A 21,699-nucleotide genomic window follows, 5' to 3' on the forward strand; every position below is an offset into this window, starting at 1 on the left:
GCCGCGGTGATGCCTGCAGGGCAGCCTCTAGCGCACCAGATGCAGGAACTGCATGTGCCGTTCGTACTGGTCGAGGATGTCGTTGATGATCTGCTCCTTGCTGTAGCCCACCAAGTCGTAGTCCTGGCTGCCTTCGCTCAGGTGCACTTCCGCCCGGTAGTAGCGGCGGTTCTTCAGGTCCTGCGCGCCCAGCCCACCCAGGGCGAACGATGGCGTGAAGTAGCCACGCATCTGCACCTGGTAGATGAACGGCTGCTCTTCGCCATGGCCCACCTTCAGGCTGACGTTGTCGTGGCTGGGGTCGTCCTGGGTGATCAGCACAAGGCCCTTCTGCTCGAACACTTCACGCACATCGGCAATGGCCGGGCGCACCACATCATCCATGAAGCGGTACACCTCATCGCGTGACGGGAAGTGCACCGCCTGGTTCAGGCGCTGCCGCCAGCCGCCACGGCCACGCCGCGTCTGGGCGAAGGGTGCCAGGGAGTGCAGTTGTGCGATCCGCCGCTGCGACTCCATGTAGAACGCCTTGTGCAGCCCCCACATCATGCACAGCAGAATCAGCGAGAACGGCAACGATGTAAGCACCACCGCCGACTTCAGCGAATCGATGCTGCCGGCGAACAGCAAGGCGCTGGTGACCAGCGCCGTCATGGCGCCCCAGAAGATGCGCAGCCAGTTGGGGCCGTCTTCGTCGGTACTGCCGCCCGTGGCAGACAGGGTGGACAGTACCACCGTGCCGGAATCGGCCGAGGTGACGAAGAACACGAAGCTGATGAACACCGTCATGGCGATCACCGCTTTGCTCCAGGGGTAGGTTTCCAGCAGCAGGTACAGGCTCATGGACGGGTTGTCCAACGCTGCCTGGCCCAGTGCCGTCATGCCATGGTTGATCACCTGGTCCAGTGCGCTGTTGCCGAAGATCGACATCCACGCCAGGGTGAAGCCAAGCGGAATCAGCAGCACGCCGAACACGAACTCGCGGATGGTGCGCCCACGGGAAATACGGGCAATGAACAGGCCCACGAAGGGTGCCCAGGCAATCCACCATGCCCAGTAGAACACCGTCCAGCCACCCAGCCAGTCGCGGTTCTCGCCGTAGGCATACACGTCGAAGCTTTTGCGTGGCAAGGCGCCCAGGTAGTCACCGAGGTTCTGGATCAAGGTGTTGAACAGGTGCTGGGTGGGGCCGGCGAACAGCACGAACAGCAACAGCGCGCAGGCCAGGAACAGGTTGATGTCGCTCATCACCCGCACGCCCTTCTCCACCCCTGCAACTGCCACTGCAACGGCAGCGCCCATCATCAGGGTGATCAGCACCACTTGTACCCACTGGCTGTGGCTGATGCCGAACAGGTAGTCCAGGCCGGCATTGAGGTGCAGCACCCCAAAGCCCATGTCGGCGCCCAGGCCGAAAACCGTGGCGATGATGCCGAAGCCGTCAACGGCGTAGCCGATAGGCCCGTTGATACGCTTGCCAATCAGCGGGTACAGCGCCGACCGCAACGCCAGCGGCAGGTTGTGGCGGTAGGCGAAATACGCCAGCGCCATGCCGACAAAGGCGAACACACCCCAGCCATGCAGGCCCCAGTGCAAGAACAGAATCTGCATCGCCTGGCGCCCGGCTTCGGCCGTGCCAGCCTCGCCCTGCGGCGGCTGCAGCATGTGGGTAAGGGGTTCGGACACGCAGAAGAAGAACAGCGTGATGCTGATGCCGGCGGCGAAGAGCATGCCGGCCCATGACAGGTAACTGAATTCGGGCTCGTCGTGGTCGGCACCGAGCTTGATCTTGCCGTAGCCAGACAAGGCGGTGACCACCACGAAGACCAGATACAGCGTCATCGCCAGCATGTAGTACCAGCCGACGGTGTTGGCAGCCCAGTTCTGCGCCGCCAGCAACCAGTCGCCTGCGGTTTGCGGATTGGAGATGACCACCAGGCCAAAAATGAGGATGAAGCTTGCCGCGAAATAGAACACCGGGGGGTTCATGCGGACCTTGCCGTTGGCAAGTGAAGGGGTCGGCGCACTCATGGGGCATGCACCTCGTCGTAGGACGGAAGGCTCGAAATGAACGGGTTCAGCAAAGGAATCCTCCTGTTGAACACCGGCGGGGGACCAGCGTTTTTAAATTGAACAAGCGTTCAAGTTAATCATGGATTGGGCGTTGGATGCGAATAAGGCCGCTGATCGGTGGGTTTGGTTCCCAGCTGGGTTCGGGGTTGTGAGCGCCGCAGGGCGGCGCTTCGCAAGGGGCGGCAGAAGGGGTTATTGCTTGTCCTGGCAATCCAGTTGCAGGTTTGCCTGGGTGATGTTGCTTTCGGCCGGCACACTGCGGGTCAGCCACACGTTACCGCCGATGGTCGACCCCTTGCCGATGGTAATGCGCCCCAGCACGGTAGCGCCGGCGTAGATGACCACGTCATCTTCCACGATCGGGTGCCGCGCCAGGCCCTTGTGCAAGGTGCCGGACTCATCGCTGGGGAAGCGCTTGGCGCCGAGGGTCACGGCCTGATAGATGCGTACGCGCTCGCCAATGATCGCGGTTTCGCCGATTACCACACCGGTACCGTGGTCGATGAAGAAGCTCGGGCCGATTTGCGCACCGGGGTGGATGTCGATGCCGGTGGCCGAATGCGCCAGCTCCGAACTGATCCGCGCCAGCAGGGGCAGGCCAGCACGGTAAAGGTGGTGAGCGAGGCGGTGGTGAATGATGGCCAGGATACCGGGGTAGCACAGCAACACCTCATCGACGCTGCGTGCGGCGGGGTCACCGTGATAGGCCGCCAGCACGTCGGTGTCCAGCATCACGCGCAGGCCCGGCAGCGCTGCGGCGAAACCCTGGATCAACCTGAGTGCCTGCGCATCCGCGCCGGCCATGTCTTCCTGGCTTTGCCGGGCGGCATAGCGCAGTTCCAGGCGCGCCTGGGCCAGCAACGCATTCAGGGCGGCATCCAGGGTGTGGCCCACGTAGAAGTCTTCACTCTCTTCACGCAAGTCCACAGGCCCGAGGCGCATGGGGAACAACGCGCCGCACAGTTGCTCCAGCACGTGCCGCATCGCCTCGCGCGAGGGCAGCTCGCGGCCACCCTGCTCACCGCTGCTGCGGCCGTTGCGGCTGCGCCATTGCTCACGGGCGCCACGCAACCCGGCCACGATACTGTGCAACTGCCAGTGCCCAGATGAAGGTTGTTCGCTCACGGTTGTCTCCTGCCGTATCGGCCATCCAGTTTTATCGCCATGCCCGCAAACGGCCCGGGCCGGCCTGTGTGCGAACCACTCTACGGCAAAACAGTCACTTGGAAATAACACCGCTTTATTCCATGCTGCGGCATATCAAATATAAGGGGGCTCAGACATGTCGAAATTCGTTAAACCATTACTCAACGCAAGCCTGGCTGTGGTGCTGGGTACCGGCCTGCTCGGCCACGCTTTTGCCGGGGAGGAACTCAAGACCATCCAGGAAAAGGGCGTGATCAACGTCGGCCTGGAAGGCACCTACCCACCGTTCAGCTTCCAGGACGAAAACGGCAAGTTGACCGGCTTCGAAGTGGAGCTGTCCGAGCTGTTGGCCAAGGAGCTCGGGGTCAAGGCCAAGATTCAGCCCACCAAATGGGACGGCATTCTGGCGGCACTGGAGTCCAAGCGCCTGGACGTGGTGGTCAACCAGGTGACCATTTCTGACGAGCGCAAAAAGAAGTACGACTTCTCAGAGCCGTACACCGTCTCTGGTATCCAGGCGCTGATCCTGAAGAAGAAGGCCGACCAACTGAACATCAAGCGTGCCCAGGACCTGGCTGGCAAGAAGGTGGGTGTAGGGCTCGGCACCAACTACGAGCAGTGGGTGAAGCAGGATGTGCCCCAGGCTGAAGTGCTTACCTACGAGGACGACCCGAGCAAGTTCGCCGACCTGCGCAACGGCCGCATCGACGCCATTCTGATCGACCGCCTGGCCGCGCTGGAATATGCGCAAAAGGCCAAGGACACCGAACTTGCCGGTGAGGCGTTCTCGCGCCTGGAAAGCGGCGTGGCGCTGCGCAAGGGGGAACCGGAGCTACTGGCTGCCATCAACAAGGCCATCGACAAGCTCAAGGCAGATGGCACCCTGGCCAAGCTCTCCGAAAAATACTTTGGTGCTGATGTCACCCAATGATCGCTGAAAGCCTGCAACTGGTTGTCGACTCCGCGCCCTTCTTGCTGAAGGGCGCGGGTTATACGGTCCTGCTCAGCGTCGGGGGGATGTTCTTTGGCCTGCTGCTGGGCTTTGCCCTGGCACTGATGCGGCTGTCCAAGGTGCTGCCGGTGAACTGGCTGGCGCGGGTCTATGTGTCGTTCTTCCGCGGCACACCGCTGCTGGTGCAACTGTTCGTGATCTATTTCGGCATGCCGCAGATCGGGATCGAACTGGACCCCATCCCTGCCTCGCTGATTGGCCTGTCACTGAACATGGCAGCCTATGTATGCGAAATTCTGCGCGCCGCGATTTCCTCCATCGACCGCGGCCAATGGGAAGCGGCGGCCAGTATCGGCATGACCCGCGTGCAGGCCATGCGCCGGGCCATTTTGCCCCAGGCGCTGCGCACAGCGCTGCCGCCGCTGGGCAACAGCTTCATTTCACTGGTCAAGGACACCGCGCTGGCGGCCACCATCCAGGTGCCGGAGCTGTTCCGTCAGGCTCAGCTGATTACCGCGCGAACCTTCGAGGTGTTCACCATGTACGTGGCAGTGGCGGTGATCTACTGGGTGCTGTGCAGCATCCTGGCGCACTTCCAGAACCGCATGGAAGCGCGGGTCAACCAGCATGACCAGGAGCATTGAGCATGATTGAAGTCAAAGGCCTTACCAAGCGCTTCAAGGGCCAGACCGTGCTCGACGGCATCGGCCTGACCGTGCAGGCCGGCGAAGTGGTGGCCATCATTGGCCCCAGCGGCTCGGGCAAGACCACCTTCCTGCGTTGCATCAACCTGCTGGAAACGCCCGACGCCGGGCAGATCCACATTGGCGACATCGGCATCGACGCCAACCGCCCGCTGGGTTCGCAGCAGGGGGCGATCCGCCGGCTGCGCCAGCAGGCCGGGTTCGTGTTCCAGAACTTCAACCTGTTCCCGCACCGCACAGCGCTGGAAAACGTCATCGAAGGGCCCGTGATCGTCAAGAAGACACCCCGCGAGCAGGCCGAGGCCCTGGGCCGACAGCTCTTGGCCAAGGTTGGCCTGGCCGGCAAGGAAGACGCCTACCCCAGGCGGTTGTCCGGCGGCCAGCAACAGCGTGTCGCCATCGCGCGTGCCTTGGCCATGGAGCCGCAGGTGATCCTGTTCGACGAACCTACCTCGGCACTGGACCCGGAGCTGGTGGGTGAGGTGCTGGCAACCATCCGCAGCCTGGCCGAAGAAAAACGCACCATGATCATCGTCACTCACGAAATGAGCTTTGCCCGCGACGTGGCGAACCGGGTGGTGTTTTTCGACAAGGGCGTGATCGTGGAGCAGGGCGAGGCCAAGGCATTGTTCGCGGCCCCGCAGCAAGAGCGCACCCGGCAGTTCTTGCGCAAGTTCCTGGGCACGGCCGCCTCAGAGTAACGCCCCGCGCCCGCCCTGCCGAGGGCGGGCAGACCTCTTCTATATATATTCCAAAGCGTTAGTTCATAAACTTTTTATAAAGCCTTACGGTATATATACCGGACCACCGGACCAGCACACATCTGCCGCAATCAGCTGTAGCGGCATTACTTATTTGTGAGGTCAGGAATGGTCAGGATCACAATCACCCCAGTGCGTAACGCCAGGGCATTGAGTGCAGCCAAGGAGCGGCACTGATGTCCACACATGCCCAAATCCCTTCCAGCAGCGACCTGGACAGCGCGCCACCCCTGCTGCCGGCCAAGATACTGCGCAACGATGCCGAGGCCTTGCAGGCAGCACGCGACGTTGCCGCAGTAGCCCGTGAACACGCTGCACGCCGTGACCAGCAACGCAAACTGCCCTGGGCCGAAATCGAACTGTTCACCCGCAGTGGCCTGGGCAGCATCAGCGTGCCCAAAGCCCATGGTGGCCCAGACGTGTCGTTCGAGACCGTGGCCGAGGTGTTCCGCCTGATCAGTGCTGCCGACCCCGCGCTGGGGCAGGTCCCGCAGAACCAGTTCGGCATGCTGCAACTGCTGCGCCTTACGGCAACCGAGGCGCAACAGGCAACGCTGTTTCGCAGCGTGCTGGACGGCTGGCGCATCGGTAATGCAGGCCCCGAGCGTGGCACCAAGGACACCCTCACCCTCAAGGCCCGGATTACCCGCTCAGGCGATGGCTTTCGCATCAGCGGCGAGAAGTTCTATTCCACCGGTGCCCTGTTCGCCCACTGGGTGGCAGTAAAGGCGCTGGACGAACAAGGCCGCCAGCGCCTGGCATTCGTACGCCGCGGCACCCCGGGCCTGCGCATCGTCGATGACTGGTCCGGGTTCGGCCAGCGTACCACCGCCAGTGGCACGGTGCTGCTGGACGAGGTGCCGGTGGAGGCCGAGCTGGTCATCGACAACTGGCGCCAGCGCGACGTGCCCAATATCCAGGGCGCCGCCTCGCAGCTCATTCAGGCAGCGATAGACGCCGGCATCGCAGAAGCCGCAATCGACGACGCCATCACCTTCGTGCGTGAAAAATCACGCCCGTGGATCGAGGCCAACGTCGACCGTGCCAGCGACGATCCTTACGTAATCGCCGACGTCGGCCGCCTCAAGCTCGACCTGCACGCCGCCGAGGCTTTGCTGCGCAAAGCTGCGCGAGTGCTTGACGAGGTCAATGCCAAACCCGTGGATGCCGAGTCGGCGGCGCGGGCCTCGATTGCGGTAGCCGAAGCCAAGGTGCTCACCACCGAAATTGCCCTGCAGGCCAGCGAAAAACTGTTCGAGCTGGCCGGCAGCCGCGCCACCCTCGCCGAGTTCAACCTCGACCGCCACTGGCGCAATGCACGCGTGCACACCCTGCACGACCCGGTGCGCTGGAAGTACCACGCGGTGGGCGCCTACCACCTCAACGGCACACGGCCCGCGCGGCATTCCTGGATCTGATCTGCAGCGTGCGTGGGGCCACTGGGTGCCCCCACGCCGCGGAGAAACACCATGACTACAAGCATCATCAGCAACGACGCCGAAGCCCTCGGCGTTGCCGAACACCTTGCCCAGCAGTTGCGCCGCGACAGCGCACTGCGCGACCGTGAACGGCGTTTGCCACACGCAGAACTCGAGCTGTTCACCCGCTCGGGGCTGTGGGGCATCAGCGTGCCCAAGGCGTACGGTGGGGCGGGCGTATCCAATGTCACCCTGGCCAAGGTGATCGCCCGCATTGCCCAGGCCGACGGTTCACTCGGGCAGATACCGCAGAACCACTTCTACGCGCTGGAAGTGCTGCGGGTAAACGGCACACCCGCGCAGCAACAGCGCCTTTATGCAGAAGTGCTGGGTGGCCGCCGCTTCGGTAACGCCCTGGCCGAGCTGGGCACCAAGACCGCCAATGATCGCACCACCCTGCTGAGCCGCGACGGCGCGGGCTGGCGTATCAATGGCCGCAAGTTCTATGCGACTGGCGCCATCTATGCCCAGCGCATTCCAACCTCGGTGGTTGACGAACAAGGCGTGCAGCACCTGGCCTTCGTGCCCGCTGACAGCCAGGGGCTGCAGGTGATAGACGACTGGAGCGGGTTTGGCCAGCGCACCACTGGCAGTGGCTCTGTGGTGTTCGACAACGTCTGGGTCAACGCCGATGACGTGGTGCCGTTCCAGAGCGTGTTCGAGCGCCCGACACCGGTGGGGCCGCTGGCGCAGATTCTTCATGCGGCCATCGATACCGGCATCGCCCGCGCCGCCTATGAAGACGCCCTGCACTTCGTGCGTACCCGCAGCCGGCCCTGGGTGGACTCCGGTGTGGAACGTGCCAGCGATGACCCGCTGACCCTCAAGAGCTTCGGCCACTTGGCCATACGCCTGCATGCCGCCGAGGCCTTGCTGGAGCGTGCCGGCGAATACCTGGACCTGGCACGAGCGCACAGCACTGCCGACAGCGTCGCCGCTGCGTCCATCGCCGTGGCTGAAGCGCGGGCCATCAGCACCGAAATTGCACTGGCAGCCGGCACCACCCTGTTTGAGCTGGGCGGCAGCCAGGCCACCCTGGCCGAACACAACCTGGACCGCCACTGGCGCAACGCCCGCGTGCATACCCTACACGACCCGGTGCGCTGGAAGTACCACGCCATCGGCAACTACTACCTCAACGATGCCAACCCGCCACGCAGGGGGACCATCTGATGGCCAGGCACATTCTGCTCAACGCCTTCAATATGAACTGCGTGGGGCATATCAACCATGGCCTGTGGACCCACCCGCGCGACACTTCCACCCAGTACAAGACCCTTGAGTACTGGACCGACCTGGCGCGCCTGCTGGAGCGGGGGCTGTTCGACGGGCTGTTCATCGCCGACATCGTCGGCACCTATGACGTGTATGGCCAGTCGCTGGACGTGCCGCTGAAGGAATCCATTCAGCTGCCGGTCAATGACCCACTGCTGCTGGTGTCCGCCATGGCCGCAGTCACCCGCCACCTGGGTTTCGGCCTGACTGCCAACCTGACCTACGAGTCGCCCTACTTGTTTGCACGGCGCCTTTCCACCCTGGACCACCTGAGCAATGGCCGGGTTGGCTGGAACATCGTGACCGGCTACCTGGACAGCGCGGCCCGCGCCATGGGCCTTTCACAGCAGCCCGAACACGACCGGCGCTACGACCAGGCCGATGAATACCTGCAGGTGCTGTACAAGCTGCTGGAAGGCAGCTGGGCGGACGATGCCGTGGTTGCCGACCGCCAGCAGCGTGTGTACGCGCACCCCGACAAGGTGCGCAAGGTTCAACACCATGGGGCGTTCTACGACGTGGACGGCTACCACCTGTGCGAGCCGTCGCCCCAGCGCACGCCTGTGCTGTTCCAGGCGGGCAGTTCGCCGCGCGGCCTGGCCTTCGCCGGCAACCATGCAGAATGCGTATTCATCAGCGGCCAGGACAAGGCCGCCACCCGCACCCAAGTCGACAAGGTGCGTGCCGCAGCAGTGGCGGCAGGGCGTACAGCAAACGCCGTAAAGGTGTTCATGGGCATCACGGTGATCGTTGCGCCCACCGAGCAGCAGGCCCAGGCCCGGCATGCAGAGTACCTGCGCCATGCCAGCGCCGAAGCCGGGGTGGCGCACTTTGCCGCGTCCACCGGCATCGATTTTGCCGCGTACGGCCTCGATGAGCCCATCGCCTTCCGCCAGGGCAACGCCATCCAGTCGGCCACCCGTCAGTTGCAGAGCGACGCCTGGACCCGCAGGCGCCTGCTGCAACAGCACGCCCTGGGTGGCCGCTACGTAACCCTGGTCGGCGACCCGCAGCAGGTGGCCGAGCAACTGATCGCCTGGGCCGACGACACAGGCCTGGACGGCTTCAACCTCACCCGCACCGTCACCCCCGAAAGCTTCGAGGACTTCATCGAGCTGGTCGTGCCCCAATTGCAAGAGCGCGGCCGCTACAAAACCGCCTATGCCCCCGGCACCCTGCGGGAAAAACTGTTCGACGCCAGCCACCCACACCTGCCAGCCGACCACCCAGGTTCGGCCTACCGCTTTACCCCCTACCCTGCCCCGACTGGAGCCCTGCACCATGCTTGAGAAACTGTTCCGGCCCGTCGCGGCCATCGCTGTTGCACTGGGCCTTGCAGCCGGCGCCAACGCTGCCGAGCCGCTGAAGATCGGCACCACTTCGGCTTTCGCCATCCCGCTGGAGGCTGCGGTGGAAGAAGCACACAAGCAAGGCCTGGAGGTGAAGCTGGTGGAGTTCAGCGACTGGATTGCCCCCAACGTCAGCCTCAACAGTGGGGACATCGACGTCAATTACTTCCAGCACATCCCCTTCCTGGAAAACGCCAAGGCGGCCGCCGGCTTCAACCTGGTGCCGTACGCCCCCGGCATCATCAACAACGTAGGCCTGTACTCGAAAAAGTACAAAAGCTTTGCCGAGCTACCGGATGGCGCCAGCGTGGCCATCGCCAACGACCCCATCAACAGCGGCAGGGGCCTGCAACTGCTGGCCAAGGCGGGGCTGATCACCCTGAAACCCGGGGTCGGCTACAAGGCCACCGAAGACGACATCGTCGCCAACCCGAAGAACCTGAAAATCCTCCAGGTGGAGGCCGTGCAGCTGGTGCGCGCCTATGACGACGCCGACCTGGTGCAGGGCTACCCCGCCTACATCCGCCTGGCCAAGACGTTCGATGCCGGGTCTGCATTGCTGTTCGATGGCCTGGAAAACAAGGAATACGTGATCCAGTTCGTGATCCGCCCACAGAGCAAGGGCGACCCGCGCCTGGCCAAGTTCGTCGACATCTACCAGCATTCGCCGGTGGTGCGGGCAGCGTTGGACAAGGCCCACGGCACGCTGTACCAGGCAGGTTGGGAGGGGTGACATGAGCCAGACCAGCGCACTGAAGGTGCCAGATGCGGCGCCCCTGCCGCTGCAGGCCGAGCCGCTGACCCTGCGCCCGAACGTGAATGACGCCCACGTGCGCTTCATAGGCCTGGGCAAGACCTACCCGGGCCAGGCGCAGCCTGCACTGCAAGGCATCGACCTGAACATCCGCCGTGGTGAAATCTTCGGCATCATTGGCCGCAGCGGTGCCGGCAAGTCCTCGCTGCTGCGCACCATCAACCGCCTTGAGCAGCCCAGCCATGGCCGGGTGCTGGTGGACCAGGTGGACATTGGCGGGTTCGATGAGGACCAACTGGTGAACCTGCGCCGCAGCATTGGCATGATCTTCCAACACTTCAACCTGATGTCGGCCAAGACGGTGTGGCAGAACGTGGAGTTGCCACTGAAGGTGGCCGGCGTGGCCAAGGCCGAGCGCCAGCGCAAGGTGCGCGCCCTGTTGCAACTGGTAGGCCTTGAGGAAAAGCACCAGGTGTACCCGGCGCAGCTGTCGGGGGGCCAGAAGCAACGGGTAGGTATCGCCCGGGCACTGGTGCACGACCCACGCATATTGCTGTGCGATGAAGCCACTTCCGCACTGGACCCGGAAACCACCGCATCCATTCTTGAGCTGCTGCGCGACATCAACCGGCGCCTGGGCCTGACCATCGTCCTGATCACCCATGAAATGGCGGTGATCCGCGACATCTGCCACCAGGTCGTGGTGCTGGACCGCGGCCAAGTGGTGGAACAGGGCGAAGTCTGGCGGGTGTTCGGTGCGGCACGGCATGCCGTGACGCGTACGTTGCTGGCACCGTTGCAACCCAGGTTGCCAGACGCGTTGACGGGCCACCTGCAAGCCAGCCCGGCAAGCCGGGACAGCGCCGTGGTGCTGAAGCTGACGGTGCTGGGCGAACCGGACCTGACTGCATTGTTCAACACGTTGGGCGGCAGCGTGCGGTTGCTGCAAGGCGGGGTACAAGCCATCGGTGGGCATGCCCTGGGGCAGTTGATCGTGTCGGTGCAGCATTCGCCGCACGCGACTGGCCCTTTACTGGAGCGCGCCCGTCGCTGGGCCGAAGATGTGGAGGTGCTGGGTTATGTGGTTTGATCGCTTGCTGCAGGGCTTGCTCGATACCTTGTTGATGGTGGGTGTATCGTCGCTCATCGCCCTGCTGGCCGGGGTGCCGATGGCAGTGTTGCTGGTCACCAGCGACAAAGGCGGCATCTTTGCGGCCCCCACGCTGAACCGCGTGCTGGGGGCATTCGTCAACCTGTTCCGGTCCATCCCGTTCCTGATCCTGATGGTCGCGCTTATTCCCTTCACCCGTATGGTGGTAGGTACCACCTATGGCGTATGGGCCGCAGTAGTGCCACTGACCATCGCCGCCACGCCGTTTTTTGCGCGCATGGCCGAGGTGAGCCTGCGGGAAGTGGACCACGGCCTGGTCGAGGCGGCGCAGGCCATGGGTTGCCGACGTTGGCACATCGTCTGGCACGTGCTGTTGCCCGAAGCGCTGCCGGGCATCGTGGGGGGCTTCACCATCACCCTGGTTACCCTGATCAACTCATCGGCCATGGCGGGTGCCATCGGCGCCGGAGGGCTGGGGGACATCGCCTACCGGTATGGCTACCAGCGCTTCGACAGCCAGATCATGCTGACCGTGATCGCCATGCTGGTGGCGCTGGTGGCGCTGATCCAGCTGGGCGGGGACCGCCTGGCGCGCGGGCTGAACAAGCGTTGAAAAGGTGCCGGGCCAACCCGGCACACTCAGCCCCAGCGCAAATCCTGCGCCGCGACTGGCCGTCCGAACCAGTAACCCTGGCCTAACTGGCATTGCTCCTGCAGCAGCAGGCTGGCCTGCTCCGGCTGCTCGATGCCTTCGGCATGCACCTGCATGCCCATGCTGCGCGCCAGGGCAATGATCACCCGCACGATGGCCACATCGTCTTCGTCGAACGGCAAGCCAGCGACGAAGCCCTGGTCGATCTTGAGTTTCTGTACCGGCATCCGCTTGAGCCGCAGCAACGACGAGTAGCCGGTGCCGAAGTCATCGATGGCCAGTGCCACCCCCAGCTCACGCAGGCGATGCAGTTGCTCCAGCGCCACTTCGGGGTCTTCCATCACGGCGCTTTCGGTGACTTCCAGCTCCAGCAGTGCAGGCGAAAGGCCGCTGTCGTGCAACACGTCGGCTACCTGCCGGTACAGCTCACGCTGACCAAACAGGCGGCTTGAGATATTCACTGCCACGAAGGCCAGCGGGCGGCCTTCCTGCTGCCAGCGCACCATCTGCCGACAGGCATTGCGCAGTACCCAGGCATCTATCTCGGCAATCAGCCCGGTGCGTTCAGCGATGGGGATGAATTCTACCGGTGGCACCAGCCCCCGCTGCGGGTGCTCCCAACGCACCAGGGCTTCTACACCCACCTGGCTACCGGTCGCCAGGTCGTGCACGGGCTGGTAGTACACCCGCAGTTCATCGTGCTCCAGCGCCCGCCGCAGCTCCCCTGCCGTTTCCACCCGCTGCTGGGCGTGGGCGGTCAGTTCCTCGGTGTACAGCGCATAACAGGCTCGGCCGTTGCTCTTGGCCTTGTACAGGGCCGAGTCGGCGTTGCGCAGCAATTGCTCGGCACTCAGGGCGTCACTGGGGAACAGGCTGATACCGGCACTGACGCTGATAAACAGCCGATGGCCCTCGAACACGAATGGCTCACGCATGCGGTCGATGATGCCTTGGGCCAGCTTGCCGGCCTGGCCGAGGTCCTGGCATTGCTCGGCCAGCACGCCGAATTCGTCACCGCCCAGGCGCGCAAGGGTCACGCCGCTCACTACCACCTCGCCCAGGCGATCACCCACCAGCTTCAGCAACTGATCGCCGATGGTATGGCCCAGGCCATCATTGATGCTCTGGAAGTGGTCGAGGTCCAGCAGCAACAGTGCACAGCCGCGCTTTTTTGCCTGCGCAGCCACCAGCGCCTGCTGCACGCGGTCGGTGAACAGCAGGCGGTTGGGCAGGTCGGTGAGCGGGTCGTGGTGGGCCAGGTAGGCCAGCTCCTGCTCGGAATGCTTGATCGCGCTGATGTCGCTGAACACCGCGACGTAATGGCTGAGCTCGCCGTCGTCGTCGCGGATCGCGCAGATGGTCTGCCACTGCGGGTAGATTTCGCCGCTCTTGCGCCGGTTCCAGATTTCGCCGCTCCACTCGCCCTTCTCGGAGAGGGTGGCATAGATGTGCTTGTAGAAGTCCGGGCCATGGCGCCCCGACTTGAACTTGCTCGGGCGCTGGCCGATCACCTCGTCCTGCCGGTAACCGGTGATACGCATGAAGGCGCGGTTGACGTGCACGATCAGGCCTTTGCGGTCGGTGACCAGTACCCCTTCGAGCGTGCTGTCGAACACGGCGGCGGCCATGCGCAGGCGTTCCCGGTCCTCGCCGCGCAAGCGCGCACCGACGCCGATGAAGTTCAGCAACCTTACGCGGGACACATAGATCAGCAACGCACTGAGCAGTACCCAGACCACCAGGTTGATCTGCCGCCCTACGGTACGGGCCAGGGGGTCGTCAGTCATGCCGTGCAGCATCACCTCGGCCAGTACCAGCCAGAGGATCGAGAGCACCACATACAGCGCAGCCATGCGCAAGGCGTCGCGAACGGAAACAGACATGTCGGGTGGAATTGCCCATGCAAAAGGATGGGGGATTATAAAGGTTCTGCTGCGCTGTGCGACCGCTGCACGGCGCGCCGCGCAAAGATCGCCTGAAACATCACGTGGTCAGCTGCGACTGGTTTTATTTCCCCGCCAAGGGATAATCGGCCCTTCCCCCTGCATTTCGAGGGTATTTGCATTTATGTGGTACAACGGCCTGCTCGACTTGTCGGCCTGGCAACTGGTCGGCATCACTTTGTTGATGACCCATGTGACCATTGTCAGCGTCACGGTCTACCTGCATCGCTACTCGGCGCACCGGGCACTGGAGCTCAACGCCGTGCTCAAGCATTTCTTCCGTTTCTGGCTGTGGCTGACCACGGCGCAGAACACCCGCGAATGGACCGCCGTCCACCGCAAGCACCACGCCAAGTGCGAAACCCCGGACGACCCGCACAGCCCGGTATACAAGGGTTTGGGTACGGTACTGCGCAAGGGCGCCGAGCTTTACCGCGAAGAGGCGCGCAACCCCGACACCTTGCGCATCTACGGCAAGAACTGCCCGGATGACTGGCTGGAGCGCAACGTCTATTCGCGCTACAAACTCGGTGGCATCGCGCTGATGGCGGTGATCGACCTGCTGCTGTTCGGCACGGCGGGTATCACCATCTGGGCGGTGCAGATGATGTGGATACCCTTCTGGGCCGCCGGCGTGGTCAACGGCCTTGGCCATGCAGTGGGCTATCGCAATTTCGAGTGCCGCGACGCCGCCACCAACCTGGTGCCCTGGGGCATCGTGATTGGCGGCGAAGAGCTGCACAACAACCATCACACCTACCCCAACTCGGCCAAGCTGTCGGTGCGGCGCTGGGAGTTCGATATGGGTTGGGCGTGGATTCGCCTGTTCTGCCTGCTGCGCCTGGCCAAGGTCCAGCGCGTGGCACCCATCGCCCACCGGGTGGCGGGCAAAGCCAGCCTGGACATGGACACTGCCATGGCCATCCTCAACAACCGCTTCCAGATCATGGCCCAGTACCGCAAGCTGGTCATCGGCCCCCTGGTGAAGCAGGAACTGGCGCGCGTGGATGCGTCCGTCAGCCACCATTTCCGCCGTGCCAAACGCCTGCTGTCGCGGGAAACCAGCTTGTTGGAAGACCGCCATCACGTGCGTATCGAGTCCATGCTGGCCCACAGCCAGGCGCTCAAGACCATCTATGAAAAGCGCCTGGCACTTCAGCAGATATGGGCCCGCACCAGCGCCAATGGCCATGACATGCTGGCAGCCATGAAAGACTGGGTGCACGAAGCGGAAACCAGCGGCATCCATGCCCTGCGCGAGTTCGCCGCGCAACTGAAGACCTACTCCCTGCGGCCTACTGCCGCCTGATGTTCCGTTGATCGGCGCGCCCCTTTTTGGGGCGTGCCGTTCAGGAACTTCACCCGCCTGTTTCGACTCGAATTGCCCAAATCGGCCGGAAGGTGGCCGCACCTTTACCCGTCGAGACGCGCTCCGTGCCCATGGCCAAGAACATACCCACGATTCTGCCCGGTACCCCTCCCCCTGACGCCGCCAAGACATTACTGGCACTGCTCCACGCCCAAGGCGAAGTCGCGCGCCTGAGCGAGCGCGAGCAGCTGTTCAGTACGCTGCTCAACAGCGTGAACGCAGTGTTGTGGGCATTCGACTGGGAGACCCGCCAGGTGCTGTACGTCAGCCCTGCCTACGAGCGCATCTTTGGCCGCCCGGTTAGCCTGGTAATGGCCGACTTCAATGAATGGCGGGACAGCATCTACCCTGACGACCTGGAGTTCGCCGAACGCAGCCTTGCCCAGGTGTTGCTCAAAGGCTCGGTGGAAGACCGGGAGTACCGCATTCTGAACGCCGAAGGTGAGGTGCGCTGGCTCAGCGACAAGTGCTACGTCAACCAGCAGCGCGACAGTGACCGGGTGATCATCGTGGGTATCGCCGAGGACATCACCGAAAAGAAGCGCCTGGAGGGCGAACTGCAGCGCCTGGCCACCACCGACGTACTCACCCAAAGCAGCAACCGCCGGCACTTCTTCGAGTGCGCCAAACAGGCCTTCGACAAGGCCCGTGAGGACGAGGCGCCGCTGACCTTCCTGTTGCTGGATATCGACGACTTCAAGGCGATCAACGACAGCTACGGCCACCAGGAGGGAGACCAGGTGCTGCAACGCATCGCCGACAGCGGCAAGGCGGTGCTGCGCAGGGGCGACCTGTTCGGGCGGATTGGTGGCGAGGAATTTGCGGCGGTGTTCCCTGGCTGTACGGCCAAGGTGGCGGAGCAGATTGCCGAACGGCTTCAACGGGAGATACAGCGGCTGAATTTCGGCCAGTCAGAGCGCCCGTACGGCGTCACCATCAGCCAGGGCCTGACCGGTTTGACTGCCGAAGACGACACGCTCGACAGCCTGTACGCACGGGCAGATGCCGCGATGTACCAGGCCAAGCGCCAGGGCAAGAACCAGATCGTCCACGGGTAAGCGTCGCTTGAATAGCTTAGGCAGCATAGCCGTCCCTGCGCAGGGGACTGTCTTGCACAAAATGTGAGAGCTGGCCCAATCACTGTGGGAGCGGGTTTACCCGCGAAGCAGACAGCGCGGTGCAGGGCACCGGCTTCGCCGGTGTTCGCGGCTGAAGCCGCTCCCACAGGTGACTGCTAACTCAACAAGTTATGTGCAGTTCCACAGGAGCGGCTCGCCGGCGATGGACCGCAGAGCGGCCCCACTATCAGCGTAAGATCACGCCAGTTCGGCGAAGCACTCTTCGATGATGGCCAGGCCTTTGTCCAGCAGTGCGTCTTCGGCGGTCAGCGGAACCAGGATACGCAGGACGTTGCCGTAGGTGCCGCACGACAGCAGGATCAGGCCCTTGTCACGGGCCTTGGCCACAACCTGGGCAACGGCAGCGGCGTTCGGGGTGTGGGTACCCTTCTCGAACACCTCAACAGCAATCATCGAACCCAGGCCACGTACGTCACCGATGATCGGGTGCTTCTGCTGGATTTCACGCAGGCCGGCAGTGAGGCGCTCGCCAACGGCTTTGCTGCGGTCCAGCAGTTTTTCTTCTTCGAACACGTCGATAACGGCCAGTGCAGCGGCACAGGCGATCGGCGAGCCGGCGTAGGTGCCACCCAGGCCACCGGGGGCGATTGCATCCATGTACTCGGCCTTGCCGCACACACCTGCCAGCGGGAAGCCGCCAGCGATGGATTTGGCGAAGGTGGTCAGGTCAGGCGCAACGCCCATTTGCTCCATGGCGAAGAAGGTACCGGTACGGCCGGCGCCAGTCTGCACTTCGTCAGCGATCAGCAGAATGCCGTGCTGGTCGCACAGGGCACGCAGACGCTTCATCAGCTCTTTAGGCGCTGGCAGGAAGCCGCCTTCGCCTTGTACTGGCTCAAGGATGATGGCCGCGATATCGCGTGGCTCGGCATCGTTCTTGAAGATGCGCTCGACCGAGGCAATGGCGTCGTCAACGCTGACACCGTGCAGTTCGCTCGGGAACAGCGCACGGAACACGCCGCCTGGCATCAGGCCCATGCCCGCAGAGTACGGTACGACCTTGCCGGTCAGGCCCAGGGTCATCATGGTACGGCCGTGGTAACCGCCGGTGAAGGCGATGACGCCAGCACGGCCGGTGGCTGCACGGGCGATCTTGACGGCGTTTTCAACGGCCTCGGAGCCGGTGGAAACCAGCAGGGTCTTCTTGTCGAAGTCGCCCGGTACCAGCTTGTTGATCTTCTCGCACAGCTCCACGTAGGGTTCGTACGCCAGCACCTGGAAGCAGGTGTGGCTGACCTTGGTCAGCTGCTCTTGCACGGCCGCAACCACTTTGGGGTGCAGGTGGCCGGTGTTCAGTACGGCGATGCCGCCAGCGAAGTCGATCAGTTCGCGGCCTTCAACGTCGATAACGGTGGAGTTCTTTGCCGATTCAACGAAGATCGGGTGAATCTGGCCGACACCACGTGGAACAGCGGCGACACGACGTTGCATCAAGGATTCGTTGGTCTTGCTCATAATGCCCTCATTGCGCCGGTCTGGAATGGCGCTTTTATTCGGGGGTGGCTGGGAGTGCCCACGGTCAGTATTCGTTGATCGACCGCCGCGAACGCCCTGGCCACCAGGTACTGCGCTGTAAAAAAGGCCAGCGAGACGTCGCTCTCGCGCCCCGCTGGCAGAGGTAAAGCCTTTAGCGTGCGATCAGATGCTGATGCACAGGTACTTGATTTCGAGGTAGTCCTCGATACCGTACTTGGAGCCTTCGCGGCCCAGGCCCGAAGCCTTGATGCCGCCGAATGGCGCCACTTCGTTGGAGATCAGGCCGGTGTTGATACCCACCATGCCGTATTCCAGCGCTTCGGCGACACGGAACACACGGCTCATGTCACGGGCATAGAAGTACGACGCCAGGCCGAACTCGGTGTCGTTGGACATGGCGATGACTTCGGCCTCGTCCTTGAAGCGGAACAGCGGGGCCAGCGGGCCGAAGGTTTCTTCCTTGGCCACGGCCGCATTTTTCGGCACATCCACCAGGATGGTCGGCTCGAAGAAGTTGCCTTCGATCAGCTTGCCACCGGACAACACCTTGGCGCCTTTGCCTACGGCGTCTTCGATGTGTTCCTGAACCTTGGCCACGGCCTTGCCATCGATCAGCGGGCCGGTGGTGGTGCCTTCTTCCAGGCCGTTACCGATCTTCAGCTTGGCAACTGCTGCGGCCAGCTTCTGGGCGAACGCGTCGTACACGCCTTCTTGCACATAGATGCGGTTGGCGCAGACGCAGGTCTGGCCGTTGTTGCGGTACTTGGAGATGATCGCGCCCTCGACCGCCTTGTCCAGGTCGGCGTCGTCGAACACGATGAACGGGGCGTTGCCACCCAGCTCCAGGGAAACCTTCTTGATGTCCTTGGCGCACTCTTCCATCAACTGGCGACCGATTTCGGTCGAGCCGGTGAAGGAGAGCTTGCGCACCAGGGAGTTGCCGGTCAGCTCGCCGCCCACTTCACCGGCGCTGCCGGTAACGACGCTGAGCACGCCAGCCGGGATGCCGGCACGGTTGGCCAGCTCGACCAGGGCCAGTGCCGAGTAAGGGGTCTGCGAGGCAGGCTTGAGCACCATGGTGCAGCCAGCAGCCAGGGCCGGGCCGGCTTTACGGGTGATCATGGCAGCCGGGAAGTTCCACGGGGTGATGGCTGCGGTAACGCCGATTGGCTGCTTGATGACGATCAGGCGCTTGTCTGGCTGGTGGCCCGGGATGGTGTCGCCATAGACGCGCTTGGCTTCTTCGGCGAACCATTCGATGAACGAGGCGGCGTAGGCAATTTCGCCCTTGGCTTCGGCCAGGGGTTTGCCCTGCTCGGTGGTCATCAGGCGAGCCAGGTCGTCCTGGTTCTCGATCATCAGTTCGAACCAGCGACGCAGCTTGGCCGAGCGCTCCTTGGCGGTCAGTGCACGCCAGGCCGGCAGGGCCTTGTCGGCGGCTTCGATGGCGCGGCGGGTTTCCGCAGTGCCCATCTTCGGCACGGTACCGATGACTTCACCTGTGGCCGGGTTGGTCACATTGATGGTCTGGCCGCTGTCCGCATCCAGCCACTCACCGTTGATGAAGGCTTGCTGGCGGAACAACTGAGCGTCTTTGAGCTGCATGTCGGCTTCCCGAATTGTTGATTGTTGAAAGCGCCCAACGCAGGGCATCGAGCGTTTGAAATCTCAAACGAATGCTAAGCGTCTGCTGGGGTGTTGGACAATAGGCTGTTCGAAAAAAAGAACGAGTGGTTGAACACCCGAGTGGATGTTTCATGAATGTGGGCTGGGGCGGATGGCCCTGCGGCAGGCAAGCCGGCCCCTACAGGGCCGGTATAGGCAGAAAATCAGAATGCCTTGTCGAGGTCGATCACCAGCGCCCGGTAGCCCACACTGCCGGGCTGCCTGCTGTGCACCTTCAGCTCAACCAGCACCTCCTGGGTGCCCCGCCTGACCTCGTTGAGCACGGTTGTGGTCAGCTTTTGCGGTGTGAGGAAGTTCACCGACGCCGAATAGATGAACTGAGTGTCGGTGTCCGGTCTATAAGCCACCACGGAGGTCACAGGGCTGTACCACTCGTCGCCCCGCTCCTTGCCGTACTCCCACACCTGCTCCACCAGGCCTTTGGCCTCGTCGATGCGGTATTCCACCGCGCGGCTGTAGTTCCCGGTCAACCGAGTGGGTGCAAAGCCCCGGCCCCAGCCGTTGTCGAACACGGTCAGCGTGCCTTTGCCGGTCAGCCAAGCTGTGTGCTGGGTCCATGACCAGTCGAAGCTGTCGCTGTGCACCGGCGTAAGCACCTTGTGCCGCAGGCGCTCGGGCCAGCCCTGTGGCGAGGCGAGGATCCACTTCACCTGCTTGTCGCGGCCAATCTTCACCACCCCTTGGTGACGGGCTGAAACGATGATGCTGTCGTCATCGGCATCGTAATCGATGGCATTGACGTGCGCCCAGTTACGCCCGGTGCCCACCCCCGGGGTATCGCCAAACGGCAGATCCCCTTCTGCAAGCTCGTTCGCCAGCAGGTCGCCCTGCCGGCTGACACCCGGGGGCAACTGGATGGCCGCTTTGCCCAGTGTTTCCAGCAAGTCGCCGCGGTAGGGGTCGAGGATCTGGTTGAGGTCCCAGAACTCCAGCACATCGCCGGCCTCGTTCACTTCGATGATGTGGTCACGAATGGAGCGTACACGCTTGCCGTCCGGGCGACGGTAGTCGCTGGTGCCTACGCGCAGCAGGTAGGTGCCGTTGCTGGTCTCGCGGATTTCATGGGAGAAGTCTGCAAACTTGTCGGGCAGGCTGCGCTGCCAGATCCGCCGCCCCAGCAAGTCGTACTTGGAGTAGGTTTGCCCCTGCCCCCAAATCAGCTTGCCATCGCGGGTTTGCTGGAAGCCCATGGTGCCCCCCAGGCCATCGCGACGGTTGGAGTCGTGAATCTGCTCGATGTCCAGGTACCAGCGCACGTCGCCGTTGGTATCGGCGATCCAGTTGTTGCCCACCTGGTCCCATTCGGCGGCGCCGCCCAGGCCATTCCACTTGAAAGCACGCCCGCCCGGGATGTCCCCGAGCAGGTGGTTGAACAGGTAAAGGCGTTTCTCAAACCCGGGCGCCACCTGCACCGGCTCCACCTCCGGCAAGGCGGCCGTCTGCCTGGCAACCACCGGCAGGCGCACAGCCGGCGCGTAGATCTGGTACTGCTCACGAATGCGCTGGCCATCGAGCTTGTAGGTAACTTCCACCTGGTTGACATGGTCGGGGTACAACCCGAAAACCGGAATCCCCCCGTAGGTCCACAATGAACGGTCGGACACCTCATAGGCGATATCCACCCCGCGCTCACCCCGGCCCAGCACACGTACATGGGCAGCACCGAGGCTGCGACCGCCGTCGCGGATGATCGCGGTGAGCGGCGCCAGCCGGTAAGGGTTGACCACCACATCGCCCAGCAGCGCTTCGTCGGGCTGGGGCACTTTCGCGGTGAGGCAGGCGCCCTCAGGCAATACGGGTGTTTCTGTCTTGGCGTTCATGGCAAAGCTCC

At 63.3% G+C, this 21,699-nt stretch carries 17 protein-coding genes; 11 read left to right on the forward strand and 6 right to left on the reverse strand.

Annotated elements, in window-relative coordinates; all coding sequences use genetic code 11:
* Window positions 1-27 precede the first annotated feature (27 nt).
* Window positions 28-1,989 carry a choline transporter BetT gene (betT, locus tag APH25_RS18725; protein WP_177331205.1) on the reverse strand — a complete coding sequence of 654 codons (1,962 nt, stop codon included), beginning with the start codon at window positions 1,987-1,989 and terminating at the stop codon, window positions 28-30.
* A gap of 276 nt (window positions 1,990-2,265) precedes the next feature.
* Complete coding sequence (gene epsC, locus APH25_RS18730) at window positions 2,266-3,198, reverse strand: serine O-acetyltransferase EpsC (RefSeq protein WP_060482969.1); 933 nt, start codon at window positions 3,196-3,198, stop codon at window positions 2,266-2,268.
* Between the two features lie 157 nt (window positions 3,199-3,355).
* Here epsC and tcyJ point away from each other — a divergent pair, with 157 nt between their 5' ends.
* The 9 genes from tcyJ (at window position 3,356) to APH25_RS18775 (ending at window position 12,216) form a co-directional block, all read left to right on the forward strand.
* Window positions 3,356-4,150 (forward strand): cystine ABC transporter substrate-binding protein, encoded by a 795-nt coding sequence (tcyJ, locus tag APH25_RS18735; RefSeq protein WP_028635372.1) that lies wholly within the window; start codon window positions 3,356-3,358, stop codon window positions 4,148-4,150.
* Window positions 4,147-4,815: a cystine ABC transporter permease gene (tcyL, locus tag APH25_RS18740; protein WP_028635373.1), complete on the forward strand. Its 669-nt coding sequence runs from the start codon at window positions 4,147-4,149 to the stop codon at window positions 4,813-4,815. Before tcyJ ends, tcyL begins: the two co-directional genes overlap by 4 nt.
* A gap of 2 nt (window positions 4,816-4,817) precedes the next feature.
* A complete protein-coding gene (gene tcyN / locus APH25_RS18745) occupies window positions 4,818-5,576 on the forward strand; it encodes an L-cystine ABC transporter ATP-binding protein TcyN (protein WP_060482970.1) in 759 nt (252 codons plus the stop codon).
* A gap of 236 nt (window positions 5,577-5,812) precedes the next feature.
* The gene (locus tag APH25_RS18750) at window positions 5,813-7,054 is read left to right on the forward strand and encodes an SfnB family sulfur acquisition oxidoreductase (RefSeq protein WP_028635375.1); all 1,242 of its coding nucleotides are present in this window, start codon (window positions 5,813-5,815) and stop codon (window positions 7,052-7,054) included.
* A 51-nt stretch (window positions 7,055-7,105) separates the two neighbouring features.
* Entirely contained in the window at window positions 7,106-8,287 is a 1,182-nt protein-coding gene (locus APH25_RS18755; protein ID WP_060482971.1) for an SfnB family sulfur acquisition oxidoreductase, read from the forward strand.
* Window positions 8,287-9,678, forward strand: a complete 1,392-nt coding sequence (locus tag APH25_RS18760; protein WP_060482972.1) for an LLM class flavin-dependent oxidoreductase — start codon at window positions 8,287-8,289, stop codon at window positions 9,676-9,678. Before APH25_RS18755 ends, APH25_RS18760 begins: the two co-directional genes overlap by 1 nt.
* Complete coding sequence (locus tag APH25_RS18765; RefSeq protein WP_028635378.1) at window positions 9,671-10,471, forward strand: MetQ/NlpA family ABC transporter substrate-binding protein; 801 nt, start codon at window positions 9,671-9,673, stop codon at window positions 10,469-10,471. The genes APH25_RS18760 and APH25_RS18765 overlap by 8 nt, the downstream gene beginning before the upstream one ends.
* A 1-nt stretch (window position 10,472) precedes the next feature.
* Window positions 10,473-11,582 carry a methionine ABC transporter ATP-binding protein gene (locus tag APH25_RS18770; RefSeq protein ID WP_060482973.1) on the forward strand — a complete coding sequence of 370 codons (1,110 nt, stop codon included), beginning with the start codon at window positions 10,473-10,475 and terminating at the stop codon, window positions 11,580-11,582.
* Window positions 11,572-12,216 carry a methionine ABC transporter permease gene (locus APH25_RS18775; RefSeq protein ID WP_060482974.1) on the forward strand — a complete coding sequence of 215 codons (645 nt, stop codon included), beginning with the start codon at window positions 11,572-11,574 and terminating at the stop codon, window positions 12,214-12,216. The genes APH25_RS18770 and APH25_RS18775 overlap by 11 nt, the downstream gene beginning before the upstream one ends.
* A 26-nt stretch (window positions 12,217-12,242) precedes the next feature.
* On the opposite strand, the gene dibA is transcribed toward APH25_RS18775, so the two are convergent.
* On the reverse strand, window positions 12,243-14,138 hold the full coding sequence (gene dibA, locus APH25_RS18780) for a phosphodiesterase DibA (RefSeq protein ID WP_060482975.1): 1,896 nt from the start codon (window positions 14,136-14,138) through the stop codon (window positions 12,243-12,245).
* 184 nt (window positions 14,139-14,322) lie between these two features.
* Between dibA and desA the strand changes: the two genes are divergently transcribed.
* A complete protein-coding gene (gene desA, locus APH25_RS18785) occupies window positions 14,323-15,507 on the forward strand; it encodes a delta-9 fatty acid desaturase DesA (RefSeq protein ID WP_060482976.1) in 1,185 nt (394 codons plus the stop codon).
* Between the two features lie 131 nt (window positions 15,508-15,638).
* The gene (locus tag APH25_RS18790; RefSeq protein WP_042141864.1) at window positions 15,639-16,625 is read left to right on the forward strand and encodes a sensor domain-containing diguanylate cyclase; all 987 of its coding nucleotides are present in this window, start codon (window positions 15,639-15,641) and stop codon (window positions 16,623-16,625) included.
* Window positions 16,626-16,883: 258 nt separating this feature from the next.
* On the opposite strand, the gene gabT is transcribed toward APH25_RS18790, so the two are convergent.
* The 3 genes from gabT to APH25_RS18805 all read right to left on the reverse strand — a co-directional run bounded on the left by gabT (window position 16,884) and on the right by APH25_RS18805 (window position 21,688).
* Window positions 16,884-18,161 (reverse strand): 4-aminobutyrate--2-oxoglutarate transaminase, encoded by a 1,278-nt coding sequence (gene gabT, locus APH25_RS18795; RefSeq protein ID WP_028635384.1) that lies wholly within the window; start codon window positions 18,159-18,161, stop codon window positions 16,884-16,886.
* Window positions 18,162-18,344: 183 nt separating this feature from the next.
* Window positions 18,345-19,787: an NADP-dependent succinate-semialdehyde dehydrogenase gene (gene gabD, locus APH25_RS18800; RefSeq protein ID WP_028635385.1), complete on the reverse strand. Its 1,443-nt coding sequence runs from the start codon at window positions 19,785-19,787 to the stop codon at window positions 18,345-18,347.
* 224 nt (window positions 19,788-20,011) lie between these two features.
* Complete coding sequence (locus APH25_RS18805; RefSeq protein ID WP_060482977.1) at window positions 20,012-21,688, reverse strand: aryl-sulfate sulfotransferase; 1,677 nt, start codon at window positions 21,686-21,688, stop codon at window positions 20,012-20,014.
* Window positions 21,689-21,699: the final 11 nt, after the last annotated feature.

It is taken from the genome of Pseudomonas sp. NBRC 111119, from assembly GCF_001320125.1.
Taxonomy (GTDB): domain Bacteria; phylum Pseudomonadota; class Gammaproteobacteria; order Pseudomonadales; family Pseudomonadaceae; genus Aquipseudomonas; species Aquipseudomonas parafulva.